Consider the following 14,684-nt stretch of genomic DNA (forward strand, 5'->3'; position numbering starts at 1 on the left):
ACGCACACTGTGCCATTGTTGAACCCGATCGGGCGCATGTCGTTATCGACATTGTGTTGCTTTAAACCCGAGATCGGACCTCGACATCGATGAGCAGAAGCCGGCGACCGCCACACGACAGCCAAGCGGCTCGCCTGTGGCCCCTGCTCGCCGTCAACTTCTTCATGGCCGACATGCAGTCGGGCATCGGTCCCTTCCTCGGCGTATTTCTGATCGAGCGCGGCTGGACCAGCGGCTTGATTGGAACCGCGATGAGCATCGGCAATGTCGCCGGCATGCTGATCACCACGCCGATCGGCGGCTTCATCGATGCCTCCCGCCACAAGCGCGCCTGGGTGATCGTGCCGGGAATGGCCGTGGTGCTGGCCTCCTCCGTGATCTTGCTGTCGCAAAACTTCTGGGCCGTCGCCGCCTCTCAAGTCGCAACATCGCTCGCCGGCGCAGCGATTGTGCCGGCCGTGACCGGCATTACGCTCGGCATGGTCGGACAGAAGGGCTTCAATCGGCAGAACGGCCGTAACCAGGCCTTCAACCACTCCGGCAATATGATCGGCGCGGCGGCGTCCGGGCTGCTCGGCTGGCAGTTCGGCTATTTCTGGGTGTTTGCGCTGTCGGCGCTGTTCGGCGCCATCACGGTCGCATGCGTGCTCTTGATCCAGTCGAGTTCCATCAACGATCGTGCGGCGCGCGGCAGCAAGGAAGACGACCCGGAGAGCCACCCCAGCGGGCTGACGGTGCTGCTTCGGCATAAGCCGCTTCTGGTGCTCGGACTTGCACTGGCGGTCTTCCATCTCGGCAACGCCGCGATCATGCCGTTCTTCGGCATCTCGGCGGTTTCCGATGGCAAGGCGAATGGTCCGGGCTTCGTCGCCACGACGATCGTGATCGCGCAAGGCGTCATGGTCGTCGCGTCGATCGTCGCGATGCGCGTGGCGGAAAAGCGCAATTATTGGCTGATCATGCTGGTGTCGTTCCTCGTGCTGCCGCTGCGCGGCATCCTCGCCTATCTGCTCAATGGCTGGTGGGGCGTGGTGCCCGTCGAAATCCTCGACGGCGTCGGCACCGGCCTGCAAAGCGTCGCCGTCCCCGGCATGGTAACGCGCTCGCTCTATGGAACAGGCCGGGTGAATCTCGCGCAAGGTGCTGTCATCACCGTCCAAGGCATCGGCGCCGCATTCAGTCCGGCACTCGGCGGCTGGGTGGCGCATTGGATCGGATATTCGTCGACATTCCTGGTGCTCGGCGCCCTCGGTCTGCTCGCGACGCTCGTTTGGGTCGTGCTGGGCGCCGCGGTCAAACAGTATTAGCCACGAAGCCAGTGATGTGCTCATTCAACTGTGAGCACGATCTTGCCCTGGATGTGCCCCTTGGCGGCTCGCTCGTGCGCCTTACGGGCATCCGCGAGTGGGAATGTGCTGTCGATGGCGACGCGGATGGTGCCGTCATCGAGCACGCGAGCTACTTCCGCAAGCTGCGCGCCGCTCGAACGCACCTGGGTTGCCGAAACCGTCACACCGAGCTTCGCCGCCTCCTCGCCGTCGGAGAAGCCAAGTGGGAAGATCGGAAACAATGCGCCGCCGCGCTTGAGCGTGCGCAGGAAACGCCCGGTCGTCGGGCCGCCGACAGCGTCGATGACGAGATCGACGCTACGGACAACGTTCTCGGGATTGGTCTTCGTATAGTCGATGAATTCGTCCGCACCGAGATCGCGCAGGAACGCGTCGTTCTTGCCTGATGCTGTCGCGATCACGCGCGCGCCCCTCCATTTGGCGATCTGCACGGCGAAATGCCCCACGCCGCCCGCGGCCCCGTTGACCAGCACAATCCTATCCCTAAGCGGCACCGGCTCATGCCTGTTCGGCTGCAGCGGGTTCGGCTCATTGTGCCCGAGCGCAATCATGAACTGCCACGCGGTGAGCAGCGACATCGGCGCCCCCGCGGCGTGGACGTGATCGATGCCGACAGGCTTCCGCGCCACCTCCGACGCCGGCACCGTGACGTACTCGGCATACGCTCGGCTGTCCCCGGCAAGGCCTCTGGGAAAGCGGACCATGGCGTAGACCTCGTCTCCGACGGAGAAGTCCTTCACGTCATCGGCAACCGCCTCGACGACGCCCGAAATGTCGGTCCCCAGAATGACGGGAAACTGCACCGGCGGCCGCCACTCCGGCGGAAGCATCTTGTAGCCGTCGCGCAAGTACCAATCGGGTGGATTGAGGCCGACCGCATGAACGCGAACGCGGACCTCACCTGACCTCACGTCGGGGATCGGTGCATCTTCATAGCGCAGCACGTCAGGGCCGCCGAATTCATGCTGTCGGATGGCCTTCATCATGCGTGCCGGCATCGCTTTGTCCTTCCTCGAAACTGTGATACTCCGAGCGGAGCACTGCTCCATATAAGCGGAGCACTGATCCGATTGTCAAGAACGCCCATGAGAGCCGACGCGAAAAAGAACTATGACCAGCTGCTCGCCGTCGCCCGCGCGGTCGTGGCCGAGCAAGGGGCCGACGCATCGCTGCGCGACGTCGCGCGGCGAGCCGGCGTCGGGCTCGGCACGCTGTATCGTCACTTTCCGACGCGGGAGGCGCTGCTCGAGGCCTTGCTGCGCACCAATTTCGACGCGCTGGCTCAGCGAGCGGACGAGCTTGAACGGTCTGATGATTCCGGGAGCGCGCTGGTGACGTGGCTGCGCGAGGCGGTCGCGACGACGCACAATTGCAGCGGCGCGATCGCCCTGATGGTGGCTGCGATTTCCGACGAAGGCTCCGCGCTTCATGCCTCCTGCGTCAGCCTGCGCGCGGCCGGCACGCGGCTTCTTGTCCGTGCGCAAACCAAAGGCGCGGCACGCTCCGACATGGACGGCAACGACCTGTTCGCGCTGATCAGTGCCCTGGCGTGGCTCGCCGACCAGCCCCCGCTGGTGCCGCGCGCGGATCATCTGTTCGAGATCATTTCGAGCGCGATCCTGGTGAAGGTCTGAGCCCTTGCGAAATCGAGCGCCGGGAACGATGCTTCGCGCAGCTCGATCAGCAAAAGGGATTCGTTCATGTCCGTCGACACACAGGCCGCCACTGACCGCCTCATGCGCTTTCTCGCCGTGGAAGGCGTGAGCGGACGGGAGGCCGCGATCGGACGCGAGCTCACCGCGGCTCTGAAGGAAGCCGGCGTGCCGGGCAAGGCGATCCGGCTTGACGACGCCAACAGCCGCATTCCCCTGCCGACCGAGACTGGCAACCTGATCGTCGACCTGCCCGGCCGCGGCACCATGCACAACCAGCCGCGGATCATGTTCATGACCCACATGGACACCGTGCCGCTGTGCGCCGGCGCCAAGCCGAAGATCACCGGCCGGAAGATCGTCAATGAAGCCAAGACCGCGCTCGGCGGCGACAACCGCTGCGGTTGCGGCATCCTCGTGACGCTCGCGGCCGAGCTTAGCAGGCAGAAGCTCGATCATCCGCCGATCACGCTCCTGTTCTGCGTGCGCGAGGAGACCGGGCTGTGGGGCGCCCGCCATGTCAACACCGACGACCTCGGCTCGCCGGTCATGGCCTTCAACTTCGACGGCAGCTCCGCCTCCGGCGTCACCATCGGCGCCGTCGGCGCCGATCGCTGGCAGGTCGAGATCTTCGGCCGCGCCTCCCATGCCGGCGTCGCGCCGGAGCGCGGCATCAGCGCGACCATGATCCTTGCGCTCGCGCTCGCCGAGGTGAAGGCCGGCGGCTGGTTCGGCAAGGTGGTGAAGGGCAAGGGTCAAAGCGCCAGGACTGGCACCAGCAATGTCGGCCCCGTCACCGGGGGCGAGGGCCGCCCCGCCGGCGACGCCACCAATGTCGTCACCGACTACGTGCATGTGCGCGGCGAGTGCCGCAGCCACGATGCGAAGTTCTTCAAGGAGATCACCAAGGCCTACAAGACCGCGTTCGAGAACGCCGCCAAGCGCGTCACCAACAGCGATGGCAAGTCCGGCCGCGTCAAGTTCAAGGCCGAGACCGACTACTATCCGTTCCGCATGAAGGAGAGCCTGCCCGTGGTCAAGCGCGCGATGGCGGCGGTGTCCGATGTCGGCGGCACGCCGACGCTGCGCGCCGGCAATGGCGGGCTGGATGCGAACTGGATGGTACGCCACGGCGTCCCGACCGTGACCTTCGGCACCGGACAGAACGAGCCGCACACGATCGACGAATGGATCAATCGTGACGAATATGAGCGGGCCTGTGCGCTGGCCTTGCGGCTCGCGACGATGGGGTGATACGGCGCGGACGTGGTGGGATGGCGCAACAGCACCGCGGGAGTCCGTCACGACGACTTCAGGCCCCTCTCTCCAGCGTGTCAACCAGCAAGCATGGCTCAGCGAGCTCGCGGCTTGCTGCGCCCGAGTTTGGCGATGAGTTGACCCCTCCTTCGAAGAAGAGGCGCAGGGAAGACCGGGTATCGGCTGATACCCGCGGTCCGCGTGCAGCAAAAAAAAGCACGCGGCAGAACCACAGGTCAGCCCAACAACCGGCCTTCCCTGCGCAATGGTTTGAACAGCTTATACGCGCTCTCCCCGGGGACCGGCTGTCTTGCCCCCGTCATCGACGGATCATCACCGCCAACTTGGCATCAGCACCGGGATGCCAGGACCACGCGACTTCGCCGTCGCATCGATCTGTTTCGTCGGCGTGAATAGATCACGCTGCAGAGCAATGCGCCCATCGCATCACCGGCTCGACGTTCGTGACGATCGCGAAGCGCCCCTCTTGCGAGCCGAGACGCGCGAGAATGTGAACTTGATTTGCCCGACGAGGCAAGCCGCACACCCTGCGACAGACTGGCACGACGGGCAATTCGGGCATGACGCGCATGCGCGGATTGCCCGTCGGGCAGCTCGCCTTCCATTCCAGTTCGAGCCCCTTGAGCTCACCTACCCAGGCCGAAACCAACTGCACAAACTAATAGCCCTCGATCGTGAGCGTCGGCATCCCCGGCGTTACGGCTGAGCACGGGCAGTCAAAGCGTTCCAGGCCGTGAGAGAGTCCATGTAGTCCCGCCAGTGTGCGATCTTGCGGTCTTCGATCCTGATGATCGAGCAGAACCGATTGTCGTATGTCGCGCCGTTCGCGAGAATTGTCCCATGGACCTCATATTCGATGACAACCACGGCTCCATCGCCGGTCTTGTGGACCACCAGCTTGTCGGCTGATCGGAGCGCGACGTTGGCGACATAGCCGGCGAATGCCGTCATCAGGTCAGCCCTCCCCTTGATGATCCGAGGCCAGCCTGGAATGTCGTAGAGCACCTCGTAGATGGTCTCGTCGGTCAGGATGTCGAAGAAGTGCTCGCCATCCACGAGATCGCCGAGGGCGCCTCGAACAAGATCGAAATAAGGGGCGGCAGGCTTGTAGGCAGCGTATTGCGAGTTCGGCATCTGACCCCAATTTGCGAAGTTGCTTACGATTGAGAGAGCAACATATAGATCGGAAGCGAATTTCGAAAAAGCTGGCACTTCGCGCGTTCAGTCGCTTTCCGCGAGGGAAGCGTCGAACAACGCTGGACCAGAAGGCAAGCGGCAGAGCACATGAATGGACACACGCAAATGTCGGCCCCGTCACCTGCGGCGAGGACCGGCCGGCGACGTCGCCAATGTCGTCACGACGACGTGCATGTGGCTTGCCGCAACATACGGCGCAGAGGCTCGCGCGGCATTCCGGTAGGCCTTGGGCGAACGGCCGGTCACACGCTTGAAGGCATTGCTGAAGGCGCTCTCGGACGTGTAGCCGAGCGACCGGGCGAGAACGGCCACCGGGGTGGTCTCCTCTCGCAGGGCACGTTCGGCAAGGCGCATGCGCCATTCAGTGAGATAGGTCAGTGGTGCGGCGCCGGCCACGCTCCTGAAGTGGAACGCGAACGTCGTTCGCGACATGGCGCAGGCTTTGGCGAGCTCGTCGAGATGCCAGGAGCGGCCGGGATCACCATGCATCAGGCGAAGGGCGGGAGCGATGCGTGGGTCGGCCAGCGCCCGCAGCCATCCGGCCGGCATGGGGCCGGAGGTCTTCAGGTGGGCACGCAAAATCTGGATGAAGAGGAGCTGAGCGAGCTGCGCCGATGCGAGCTGCGCGCCGGGCAGCTCGGCCGTCCGCTCTTCAACAAGCTGGTCGAGAAGCCATCGGAAGGCAGTCGCCTGCGGTGACGCTGCGGCGACGTGAATCCACGGCGGCAGCACACCAGCCAGCAGTTGCCCGCTCGCCGGATCGAGCAGAACGTGGCCACCGATTTGAGCGAAGTCGTCACCATCGCCCACTTGTGCCGTGGTCCTGCCGGCGCCGGAAAACAGCTCCATCGCGTCAACGGGCGTGACAGACGGATCGCTCGCCAGGACGAATGACCGCTTCGCCGTCAGCAGGCCGACATCGCCGGTTTCGAAATGAATCGGCTCGGCCTCGCCTTCGATGCTGACATAGCAACTGCCCTTCACGACCGCGAAGAACTTGATCTTGTCCGGCGCCGGAAAGCGGACGGCCCATGCGCCTCCGGCCGAGAAACCTCCGGTCAGCAGCGATGCGGCATTCGTGAATTTGAGGATGTCGGAGAAGGGGTCAGCGCTCACTCTCGCACTCTCGCGCAAGTCATGCGGACTTTCAAGCATTCACAATCCGGCCGTGCGGCCCTAGCTACGCAACGCTTCGTCCTTGGGAGATCGACATGAACGACAATGTGGTCCTCGTCACCGGCGGCACTGGATTCATTGCGCAGCACTGCATTCTGGCGCTGTTGAGCGCGGGCTACCGGGTGCGGACCACGGTCCGTTCACCGGCGCGTGAAACGGAGGTGCGCGGGAATCTGCGCCTTGGCGGCGCCGAGCCGGGCGATCGTCTGTCGTTCGTCACAGCCGATCTCACCGCGGACCGAGGTTGGGCGGAGGCCGTCGCCGGATGTGCGTATGTGCTGCACGGCGCCTCGCCGACCCCATCGGGCGATCAGGTCCGCGAGGAAGATTGGATCAAGCCTGCGGTCGACGGCAATCTGCGGGTGCTGCGCGCCGCGCGCGACGCCGGCGTCAGGCGCGTGGTGCTGACCTCCGCCTTCGGTGCGGTCGGGATCGGACATCAGCCAAGTCATCGGCGGCCGTTCGACGAGAGTGACTGGAGCGATCTGACGGGCAATGTCGCGCCCTACCAGAAATCGAAGACCCTCTCCGAACGTGCGGCCTGGGACTTCATCGCGCGCGAAGGACGTGAGCTCGAACTGTCCGCCATCAATCCGGTCGCGGTGCTCGGCCCTGCGCTGGGTGCGGACTACTCCCACTCCATCAGGCTGATCAAGAATCTGATGGATGGCCAGCCGGGATGCCCGAAGATCAATTCCGGCTTTGTCGACGTGCGGGACGTGGCGGACCTGCACCTAAGCGCGATGACGCATCCTGCCGCGAGAGGTGAGCGCTTTCTTGCGATCTCCGGCGAGAGCATGTGGCTGGTCGATGTCGCAAAGGTGCTGCGACGTCGCATGGGAGCTGCTGCCGGCAGGGGTTCGACGCGGGTGTTGCCCAACTGGGTGGTACGCCTCGCTGCCCGCCGCGATCCGATGATGAAAGGGATCCTGCCGACGCTCGGCGTGAACATGAACGCCACCAGCGAGAAAGCCATGCGTTTGCTCGGCTGGACTCCGCGTTCCCCGGAGGACGCCATCGTCGCGACCGCCGAGAGCCTGGTTCGGCTCGGCCTGCTGCGCAGTTCGAAACAGGCCGCCTAGTCGATCAGCGAAACCGCATTGCGGACCCGCGACACATCCTGACCGAGACACGATGACACGATTGAGAGCATGAGAGAGACCATGGAAGCCGGTATCACGACTACATTCGAGCAGACGGATTTCGCAGGGATCAACACCAGGATCATCAATCCGGAGACAAGCCCGTTCACGATCCTGGACATGACGATCAAACCGGGCTTCGGCGCGCCGGCGCATATCTCGGCGACCGAGGACAAGCTGTTCATTGTGCTGGAGGGAACGCTGAAATACCTGATCGGCGACTGCACGGACGTCGTCGAGCCCGGCGCCCGCGTGCAGGTCCCCAAAGGGGTCGTGCACGGCTTCACCAATGTCGGAGCTACCGATGCCCGGCACATCCTCGTCTCGACGCCGCGACGGCACGAGGAGTTTTTCCGCGATCTCCGCGACATTCCCGAGCCGCGCGACCAGAATATGCACCTGTTGCCTGCCATCGCCGCACGCCACGACCAGCGGATCGTCGGGCCTCTGCCATGATATGACCCACGTCTCGCATCGACTGGTCACCTAACAAACAACATTGAACGCGTGGGCCTGCGCGCTGCGCTCAGTCCCTCCGCCGGTCCTGCTGCTCTTCGCAGGTTATGGCGTCGGGCGCCTCCCGGGACCTGGACGCGCGGCCAGCTACATCGAAACGATCTGCCTGAGCCTCACCGTCTTCCTGCTGATGGTGCCGACCGTGACCGAGACGCTGCGGCGCGTACCGGACGGACATCCGCTGGTGACCGATCCGAAGTCGCCGCTGCTGCTAGGTGCGCAGGCCGCGCTTCTCGTCGTGCTCATCGTCGGAGTGACGGCGCAGCTCGTCGACTCGCGCAAGCGGAACAAGGCGGCGGCAAACAAGATGCAGCCCTTCCGTGGCCGCTTGCCTGCCGATTTCAAAATTTGACAGGGACGAGAGCAATAGCCGATAGCCTCCAGTCCGTCCCGGCGGCAAGCGTCGCCGGCGACCTGCCGCGCGTCAGTCGCCCGATACGGACAGCCCCGCGAGAAGCGGAGCATACGTGGTGAGCCTGCGGGATACGAACTCAGTGAAGAACCGCACACGCTTCGTCTTGCGTGTCTCCCCCTGGGTGAGAAGCCAGAGCGTTCCGTACATGTGGAGGTCGGTGCCGGGCACCCTCACCAGAAGGGGATCTGCATCGCCAACGAAACACGGCAGTGTCGTCATCCCGATCCCTTGCCGTACCGCAACGAGCTGGGCCTCGGCGTCCGTGGTCCTGAACGGAACCCCGGTGGCGCGAACCTCACCCTCGCGGACCCAGTCCGGGATTCCATGAATGCTTATGACGACCCACCGAATGGGATCAGGCGCGCCCGCACGCCACGCGGCCAGTCGATCGCGGGACATGTAGATGCCGCCGAACAGCTCCGGCCCCTTCAGGCCGTGAAGATTGAGCGGCAGGGTTTTGCGGTCGTAGACGACGCGGATCGCGACGTCGGCCTCTCGGTTGGTCAGATTTGCCAGTTCGCCGGACGACAAGATTTCCATCTCGATGTCCGGATGCAGACGCGCGAAATCGGCGAAGTCCGGCATGAGCAGGTGTGTCGCGAGGGGCGGTGCCAGCGTCACCCGCAGAAGCCCGCGCACGCTCTGGTCGCGCCCGAAGACGCGCGTCTCCAACTGGTGCGACGACGCTTCCATCTGGTCCGCGAACTCGAGGACCTCCTCGCCCGCGGCCGTCAGGCGGTAGCCCGAAGGCAGCTTCTCGAACATATGCGCCCCGAGGCGTTCCTCGAGCTGGGCGATGCGTCGCAGCACGGTCGAGTGGTTCACACCGAGGCGCTCGGCGGCAGCCCGCACCGAGCCTCCGCGCGCGACGGCAAGAAAGTAGCGGACGTCATCCCAGTCAATCATGGTGCAATTTGGCACCGCGCGGTGCCCCTTCCAAAGCTCGTATCCAACACATTGACCAGCATCTCGTCTGTGGGTGGCACGGGCGGTGATCATAGCCAATGCCGACAAGCGCGGCTCAATTCCGAACGACGGATGCCGATCGTCGCCGCTGATGTCAGTCGTCCAGCCGGATCGATTTAGCACCACCGGTGTGCGCGCTTCTGCACTCAACACCTGACGCCGGCAGATCTACGTCGAGGTTCTCGGGGGCTTCCCCGAACGACCAAAGACGGAGCCTGAAGGAAAGTCATGGGAAAGCTTGAGGGTAAGGTTGCAGTCATCACGGGTGGATCGAGCGGCATGGCGCTGGCGAGCGCCAGGCGGTTCGTTGAAGAAGGCGCCTATGTTTTCATTACGGGCCGGAGGCAGGAGGCACTCGACGGAGCCGTCAGGCTGATTGGCCGCAACGTGACCGGCGTGCGTGGCGACGCGGCCAATCTCGACGACCTCGACCGGCTGTTCGACACGGTCAAACGGGAAAAGGGCAAGATCGACGTCCTGTACGCGAGCGCCGGCACGGGCGAGGCCGTCCCACTGGGCGAGATTACCGCGCAGCATTTCGATGCGGCGTTCGGCCTGAATACGCGCGGCACGCTGTTCACGGTTCAGAAGGCGTTGCCGCTGTTCAACGATGGCGGATCGATCTTCATGACCGGGTCAGTTGCTTCGGTGAAAGGTTTTCCCGGCTATGGCGTGTATGCGGCGAGCAAGGCGGCGTTGCGCTCATTCGCACGCACGTGGCTCAACGAACTGAAGGGCAGGAATATCCGGGTGAACGTGCTGAGCCCGGGGCCGATCGCCACACCGATGCAGGACCAAGTTCTCACCGAGGAGGCGAAGCGGATGTTTGAATCCCTGATCCCGCGGGGAAAGATGGGTCGTCCTGAGGAAATTGCGGCGGCCGCGGTGTTTCTCGCGTCCGACGATTCCAGCTTCGTGAATGGGGTGGAGCTGTCTGTCGACGGCGGCTTCTCGGCCATCTGACATCGCACCTGATCGCGGGACGTGGCTGAGCGTTCGCGGCAGGACGTCGACGCGTGAATTCAGGAATTTGAAGCGATGCCGCGCATCGCTTCGGTGGCGCTCGGAAGATCTCGCGAAGGTCACCATGCATCGAAACGGATAACCCCCGCCATTGAAGGCCGGGGGAACGTATCAACACGGATCGGAGACGTATCATGAGCTATGCGATTGTAGGATTCGGTGCGGTCGGCCAGGCCCTCGCCCGCGCCTTCGCCCGTAAGAACATCGAGGTGGCCGTCGCGAGCCGCCGGCCGCCCGAGGCGTTGGCGCCGCAGGCTCGGGCGATTGGACCCACAGTCATCGCCAAGTCGCTGCGGGATGCGCTCGGGGCCGACACAATCATCTTGGCGCTCCCTTTCGGGGAGCATCGCGAGGTTGCGAAGGCCCTGCCGAGCTGGAAAGGCAAGACGGTCATCGACGCGATGAATACGTTTGGAGTCTTCCCTGAGGAGCTGGACGGTCTCCCGTCCTCCGCCTTTGTCGCGAAGGCGTTCACCGGCGCCAAGCTCGTGAAGGGCTTCAATCACCTGGTTGCGGCCACGCTGGCTGCCGATCCGATCGTCGAAGGCGGCCACCGCGTCGTCTTTCTGTCTGGTGACGACGACGACGCGATCGCCCCCGTGGTGGCCTTGGCCAAACAACTCGGCTTCGCACCCGTCAAGCTGGGAAAGCTCAACGAGGGCGGCGCGCTGGTGCACGCACGCGGCCGCACTTGGGGCCAGCTCATCTTCCAGGATATGTTTAAGAAGGAGCAGTGATCGAAGGCGTATGGACGCTGTTCGAAGGGCGGGAAGCCGCGCGACGGAGCGGCAGATCCGTAGGTCGCTTAACTCGTAGGATGGGTTGAGCGTCAGCGAAACCCATCGAGACCAATCATTCAGCTGATGGGTTTCGCCTTTCGGCTCAACCCATCCTACATACTCAACATCACCACTTGGTTGGCCGTTACTTGTGGCCTTCGTCCCAACGGAATGAAATGGTGGATTCCTATCGGCTGAGAACGATGTGGGTCGCGTGCTCGGTCGCCTGGTGTTCGGTGACGCGGTAGCCAAGCGCCGGCAGATCGATCCCAGCAAACATCGCTTCGCCTTGCCCAAGCACGACCGGGGACAATGCGAAATGCAGTTCGTCAATTAGTCCGGCGAGAAGATATTGGCGCACCGTCTCAACGCCACCGCCGATCTTCACGTCGCGACCATTGGCCGCAAGCTTCGCCTGCTCCAAGGCCTCCTCAATCCCGTTGGTGACGAAGAAGAAGGTGGTGCCGCCTTCCATCTCGATCGGATCCCGCGGATAGTGCGTCAGCACGAAAGTCGGCGCGTGGTAGGGTGGGTTGTCGCCCCACCAGCCCTTCCAACTGTTGTCCGGCCAGGGACCGCGGATCGGCCCGAACATGTTGCGGCCGAGGATAAAGGCGCCGAACCCATCCATTGAACGGTGTGCGTAAGCCTGATCGATGCCGTCCGAGCCTCCGCTTTCGCCGATCATTGCCCGGAACATGCGTGTGCCGAATATCCACTCATGCAACTCCCGCCCACGCTTGCCGAGCGGATTTTCAAGGCTTTGCTCCGCCCCCGCTCCGAAGCCGTCGAGCGAGATCGAAAAGCCTGCGACGCGCACCCTCGTCATAATTTCCTCACTGATTGTTATTCACAACCAGTTGCTGGATACCAAGACTGCTCCTATATCGCAAGCAGTTTTCTGGAGTCCGCCATGCTTGCCCACCGCTCGGGGTGTCCCATCAATCTGACGTTGGAAACGCTGGGCGACCGGTGGAGCTTGATCGTCATTCGTGACTTGATGTTTGGAAATCGCCGCCACTTCCGCGAGTTGCTCACGCAATCGGAGGAAGGGATCGCCTCGAATGTCCTTGCCGACAGGCTAAGACGTCTTGAGAACGCGCGCCTCATCTCTCGCCGCGACGACCCAACCCATAAGCAGAAAGCGATCTACAGCCTGACAGAACCCGCCATTCAACTTGTCCCTTTGCTCGCCCAAATGGGCGCCTGGGGCCGGCGCCACACACCGGTCTCAAAGGAACTCTCCGTGCGCGCGCAGATCCTCGAAGAAGGCGGCCCGAAGCTTTGGTCGAAGTTCATGGAGGAGCTACGGCACCTCCATCTGAGTGCGCCGCGACCCAAGGTTCCGGTATTCGCTCAGCTGCAGTCCGCCTATGAAGCTGCGATGGCGGAAGCGCGATCACATCGCTGATGCGCTGCGCGCGAAGCAGAATTGAGGCGATCGACGACTACCGCTGAGATAACACCGCCTTTCATACGCTGTGCTATCCGATCTTACTTCGCAGTACGCCCCGTCACTCCCACTCGATCGTCCCTGGCGGCTTTGACGTCACGTCATACACCACGCGGTTCACGCCCTTCACCTCGTTGATGATGCGCGTGGCAGTGCTGCCCAGAAACTTCATATCGAACGGATAGAAGTCCGCGGTCATGCCGTCGGTGGAGGTAACGGCGCGCAGGCCCACGACGTAGTCGTAGGTGCGGCCGTCGCCCATGACGCCGACGGTCTTGACCGGCAAGAGCACCGCGAAGGCCTGCCAGATGGTGTCGTAGAGGCCGGCCTTGCGGATCTCGTCGATATAGACCGCGTCGGCTTGGCGCAGGATGTCGAGCTTCTCGCGTGTGATGTCGCCGGGGCAGCGGATGGCGAGGCCCGGGCCTGGGAACGGATGGCGGCCGACGAAGATTTCGGGGAGGCCGAGCTCGCGGCCGAGCGCGCGCACCTCGTCCTTGAACAATTCGCGCAGCGGCTCGACCAGCTTCATGTGCATGCGCTCGGGCAGGCCGCCGACATTGTGGTGCGACTTGATGGTGACCGATGGCCCGCCGGTGAAGGAGACGCTCTCGATCACGTCAGGATAGAGCGTGCCTTGCGCCAGGAAATCGGCGCCGCCGATCTTCTTCGCTTCCGCATCGAACACGTCGATGAAGAGCCTGCCGATCGTCTTGCGCTTCGCTTCGGGATCGGTGACGCCGGCGAGCTCGCCGAGGAAAAGTTTTGAGGCATCAACATGCACCAAGGGGATGTTGTAGTGATGCCGGAACAGGTCGACGACGGTCTCGGCCTCGTTCAGGCGCAAGAGGCCGTGATCGACGAACACGCAGGTCAGCTGGTCGCCGATCGCCTCATGGATCAGCACGGCGGCGACGGCTGAGTCCACGCCGCCGGAGAGGCCGCAGATCACCCGGCCCTTGCCGACCTGGGCGCGGATCTTCTCGATCGCCTCCTCGCGGAAGGCGCGCATGGTCCAGTCGCCGGAGAGGCCGGCGACCTTGCGGACGAAGTTGCGGATCAGCCTGGCGCCATCGGGCGTGTGCACCACCTCGGGGTGGAACTGCATCGCGTAGAACTTGCGCGCATCATCCGCGATCACCGAGATCGGCGAGCCCTGCGCCTTCGCCACGCCACGGAAACCGTCCGGCAACCTGGTGACGCGGTCGCCATGGCTCATCCAGACCTCGTAGCGGCCGCCCTTCTCCCAGACGCCCTCGAACAGCGCGCAATCATCAGTGACCTCGATGGTGGCGCGACCGAACTCGCGATGATGGCCGCCCTCGACGGTGCCGCCAAGCTGCTGCGCCATGGTCTGCTCGCCATAGCAGATGCCGAGCACGGGGACACCGGCGTTGAGGATCGGCAGCGGCACCGAGGGCGCGTTGTCGTCGAGCACCGAGGCCGGGCCGCCGGAGAGGATCACGGCCTTCGGCTTCATCTCGCGGAAGGCGGCCTCCGCCTTCTGGAACGGCACGATCTCGCAATAGACGCCGTCTTCGCGAACCCGGCGGGCGATGAGCTGGGTGACCTGGCTGCCGAAATCGACGATCAGAATCTTGTCATGCGCCGAGGCCACGTGGAGCGTCGGATCGCTGGAATCTTGGGGGGCTGTCATGACAAGGAGGTACGCGACGACAGCCCGCCCCGCAACCCTCTCCGCCGCAGTTGCCGTGCCGTCCCCGAATTTTGGGCGAGG

The 14,684-nt window shown here is 63.9% G+C and carries 14 protein-coding genes and 1 pseudogene; 9 read left to right on the forward strand and 6 right to left on the reverse strand.

Annotated features, from left to right (window positions below):
• Nucleotides 1-89 precede the first annotated feature (89 nt).
• Nucleotides 90-1,307 carry an MFS transporter gene (locus ACQR1W_RS38925; RefSeq protein WP_434855729.1) on the forward strand — a complete coding sequence of 406 codons (1,218 nt, stop codon included), beginning with the start codon at nucleotides 90-92 and terminating at the stop codon, nucleotides 1,305-1,307.
• Between the two features lie 20 nt (nucleotides 1,308-1,327).
• On the opposite strand, the gene ACQR1W_RS38930 is transcribed toward ACQR1W_RS38925, so the two are convergent.
• Nucleotides 1,328-2,347, reverse strand: a complete 1,020-nt coding sequence (locus ACQR1W_RS38930) for an NADP-dependent oxidoreductase (RefSeq protein WP_434855730.1) — start codon at nucleotides 2,345-2,347, stop codon at nucleotides 1,328-1,330.
• A gap of 87 nt (nucleotides 2,348-2,434) precedes the next feature.
• On the opposite strand from ACQR1W_RS38930, the gene ACQR1W_RS38935 reads away from it, so the two are divergent.
• Together ACQR1W_RS38935 and ACQR1W_RS38940 are read left to right on the forward strand one after the other, a co-directional pair.
• A complete protein-coding gene (locus ACQR1W_RS38935) occupies nucleotides 2,435-2,983 on the forward strand; it encodes a TetR/AcrR family transcriptional regulator (protein WP_434855731.1) in 549 nt (182 codons plus the stop codon).
• Nucleotides 2,984-3,049: 66 nt separating this feature from the next.
• Complete coding sequence (locus ACQR1W_RS38940) at nucleotides 3,050-4,255, forward strand: M20/M25/M40 family metallo-hydrolase (RefSeq protein WP_434855732.1); 1,206 nt, start codon at nucleotides 3,050-3,052, stop codon at nucleotides 4,253-4,255.
• Between the two features lie 720 nt (nucleotides 4,256-4,975).
• Here ACQR1W_RS38940 and ACQR1W_RS38945 read toward each other — a convergent pair.
• Both ACQR1W_RS38945 and ACQR1W_RS38950 read right to left on the reverse strand, forming a co-directional pair.
• Nucleotides 4,976-5,413, reverse strand: coding sequence for a nuclear transport factor 2 family protein (locus ACQR1W_RS38945; protein ID WP_434855733.1), 438 nt, complete (start codon nucleotides 5,411-5,413; stop codon nucleotides 4,976-4,978).
• Between the two features lie 180 nt (nucleotides 5,414-5,593).
• Nucleotides 5,594-6,592, reverse strand: coding sequence for a cupin domain-containing protein (locus ACQR1W_RS38950; protein WP_434855734.1), 999 nt, complete (start codon nucleotides 6,590-6,592; stop codon nucleotides 5,594-5,596).
• A gap of 95 nt (nucleotides 6,593-6,687) precedes the next feature.
• Here ACQR1W_RS38950 and ACQR1W_RS38955 point away from each other — a divergent pair, with 95 nt between their 5' ends.
• The 3 genes and pseudogenes from ACQR1W_RS38955 to ACQR1W_RS38965 all read left to right on the forward strand — a co-directional run.
• Entirely contained in the window at nucleotides 6,688-7,734 is a 1,047-nt protein-coding gene (locus ACQR1W_RS38955) for an SDR family oxidoreductase (RefSeq protein ID WP_434855735.1), read from the forward strand.
• 69 nt (nucleotides 7,735-7,803) lie between these two features.
• The gene (locus tag ACQR1W_RS38960) at nucleotides 7,804-8,250 is read left to right on the forward strand and encodes a cupin domain-containing protein (protein ID WP_434855736.1); all 447 of its coding nucleotides are present in this window, start codon (nucleotides 7,804-7,806) and stop codon (nucleotides 8,248-8,250) included.
• Nucleotides 8,251-8,335: 85 nt separating this feature from the next.
• Nucleotides 8,336-8,662 (forward strand): annotated as a pseudogene (locus ACQR1W_RS38965) (hypothetical protein); the annotation flags it as partial.
• A 72-nt stretch (nucleotides 8,663-8,734) separates the two neighbouring features.
• Here ACQR1W_RS38965 and ACQR1W_RS38970 read toward each other — a convergent pair.
• On the reverse strand, nucleotides 8,735-9,631 hold the full coding sequence (locus tag ACQR1W_RS38970) for a LysR family transcriptional regulator (RefSeq protein ID WP_434855737.1): 897 nt from the start codon (nucleotides 9,629-9,631) through the stop codon (nucleotides 8,735-8,737).
• Between the two features lie 288 nt (nucleotides 9,632-9,919).
• Between ACQR1W_RS38970 and ACQR1W_RS38975 the strand changes: the two genes are divergently transcribed.
• Together ACQR1W_RS38975 and ACQR1W_RS38980 are read left to right on the forward strand one after the other, a co-directional pair.
• Nucleotides 9,920-10,654, forward strand: a complete 735-nt coding sequence (locus ACQR1W_RS38975) for an SDR family NAD(P)-dependent oxidoreductase (RefSeq protein ID WP_434855738.1) — start codon at nucleotides 9,920-9,922, stop codon at nucleotides 10,652-10,654.
• Between the two features lie 194 nt (nucleotides 10,655-10,848).
• Complete coding sequence (locus ACQR1W_RS38980) at nucleotides 10,849-11,451, forward strand: NADPH-dependent F420 reductase (RefSeq protein ID WP_434855739.1); 603 nt, start codon at nucleotides 10,849-10,851, stop codon at nucleotides 11,449-11,451.
• A 229-nt stretch (nucleotides 11,452-11,680) separates the two neighbouring features.
• Here the strand turns inward: ACQR1W_RS38980 and ACQR1W_RS38985 are convergent, their stop codons facing one another.
• Nucleotides 11,681-12,322 carry a dihydrofolate reductase family protein gene (locus tag ACQR1W_RS38985; RefSeq protein ID WP_434855740.1) on the reverse strand — a complete coding sequence of 214 codons (642 nt, stop codon included), beginning with the start codon at nucleotides 12,320-12,322 and terminating at the stop codon, nucleotides 11,681-11,683.
• An 84-nt stretch (nucleotides 12,323-12,406) separates the two neighbouring features.
• On the opposite strand from ACQR1W_RS38985, the gene ACQR1W_RS38990 reads away from it, so the two are divergent.
• The gene (locus tag ACQR1W_RS38990) at nucleotides 12,407-12,904 is read left to right on the forward strand and encodes a winged helix-turn-helix transcriptional regulator (protein ID WP_434855741.1); all 498 of its coding nucleotides are present in this window, start codon (nucleotides 12,407-12,409) and stop codon (nucleotides 12,902-12,904) included.
• A 103-nt stretch (nucleotides 12,905-13,007) separates the two neighbouring features.
• Here ACQR1W_RS38990 and guaA read toward each other — a convergent pair whose 3' ends face one another.
• On the reverse strand, nucleotides 13,008-14,603 hold the full coding sequence (guaA, locus tag ACQR1W_RS38995; protein ID WP_434855742.1) for a glutamine-hydrolyzing GMP synthase: 1,596 nt from the start codon (nucleotides 14,601-14,603) through the stop codon (nucleotides 13,008-13,010).
• Between the last annotated feature and the right edge of the window lie 81 nt (nucleotides 14,604-14,684).

Origin of the sequence: Bradyrhizobium sp. HKCCYLS1011, from assembly GCF_051167795.1 — a bacterium.
Lineage (GTDB): Bacteria > Pseudomonadota > Alphaproteobacteria > Rhizobiales > Xanthobacteraceae > Bradyrhizobium.

What these genes read in the sequence shown, in the direction of transcription:
- ACQR1W_RS38930 (WP_434855730.1), bottom strand. Translation starts at nt 2,347, where the DNA reads ATGCCGGCACGCATGATGAAGGCCATCCGACAGCATGAATTCGGCGGC.
- ACQR1W_RS38960 (WP_434855736.1), top strand. Translation starts at nt 7,804, where the DNA reads ATGAGAGAGACCATGGAAGCCGGTATCACGACTACATTCGAGCAGACG.
- ACQR1W_RS38970 (WP_434855737.1), bottom strand. Translation starts at nt 9,631, where the DNA reads ATGATTGACTGGGATGACGTCCGCTACTTTCTTGCCGTCGCGCGCGGA.
- guaA (WP_434855742.1), bottom strand. Translation starts at nt 14,603, where the DNA reads ATGACAGCCCCCCAAGATTCCAGCGATCCGACGCTCCACGTGGCCTCG.
- ACQR1W_RS38925 (WP_434855729.1), top strand. Translation starts at nt 90, where the DNA reads ATGAGCAGAAGCCGGCGACCGCCACACGACAGCCAAGCGGCTCGCCTG.
- ACQR1W_RS38975 (WP_434855738.1), top strand. Translation starts at nt 9,920, where the DNA reads ATGGGAAAGCTTGAGGGTAAGGTTGCAGTCATCACGGGTGGATCGAGC.
- ACQR1W_RS38980 (WP_434855739.1), top strand. Translation starts at nt 10,849, where the DNA reads ATGAGCTATGCGATTGTAGGATTCGGTGCGGTCGGCCAGGCCCTCGCC.
- ACQR1W_RS38945 (WP_434855733.1), bottom strand. Translation starts at nt 5,413, where the DNA reads ATGCCGAACTCGCAATACGCTGCCTACAAGCCTGCCGCCCCTTATTTC.
- ACQR1W_RS38935 (WP_434855731.1), top strand. Translation starts at nt 2,435, where the DNA reads ATGAGAGCCGACGCGAAAAAGAACTATGACCAGCTGCTCGCCGTCGCC.
- ACQR1W_RS38940 (WP_434855732.1), top strand. Translation starts at nt 3,050, where the DNA reads ATGTCCGTCGACACACAGGCCGCCACTGACCGCCTCATGCGCTTTCTC.
- ACQR1W_RS38990 (WP_434855741.1), top strand. Translation starts at nt 12,407, where the DNA reads ATGCTTGCCCACCGCTCGGGGTGTCCCATCAATCTGACGTTGGAAACG.
- ACQR1W_RS38985 (WP_434855740.1), bottom strand. Translation starts at nt 12,322, where the DNA reads ATGACGAGGGTGCGCGTCGCAGGCTTTTCGATCTCGCTCGACGGCTTC.
- ACQR1W_RS38955 (WP_434855735.1), top strand. Translation starts at nt 6,688, where the DNA reads ATGAACGACAATGTGGTCCTCGTCACCGGCGGCACTGGATTCATTGCG.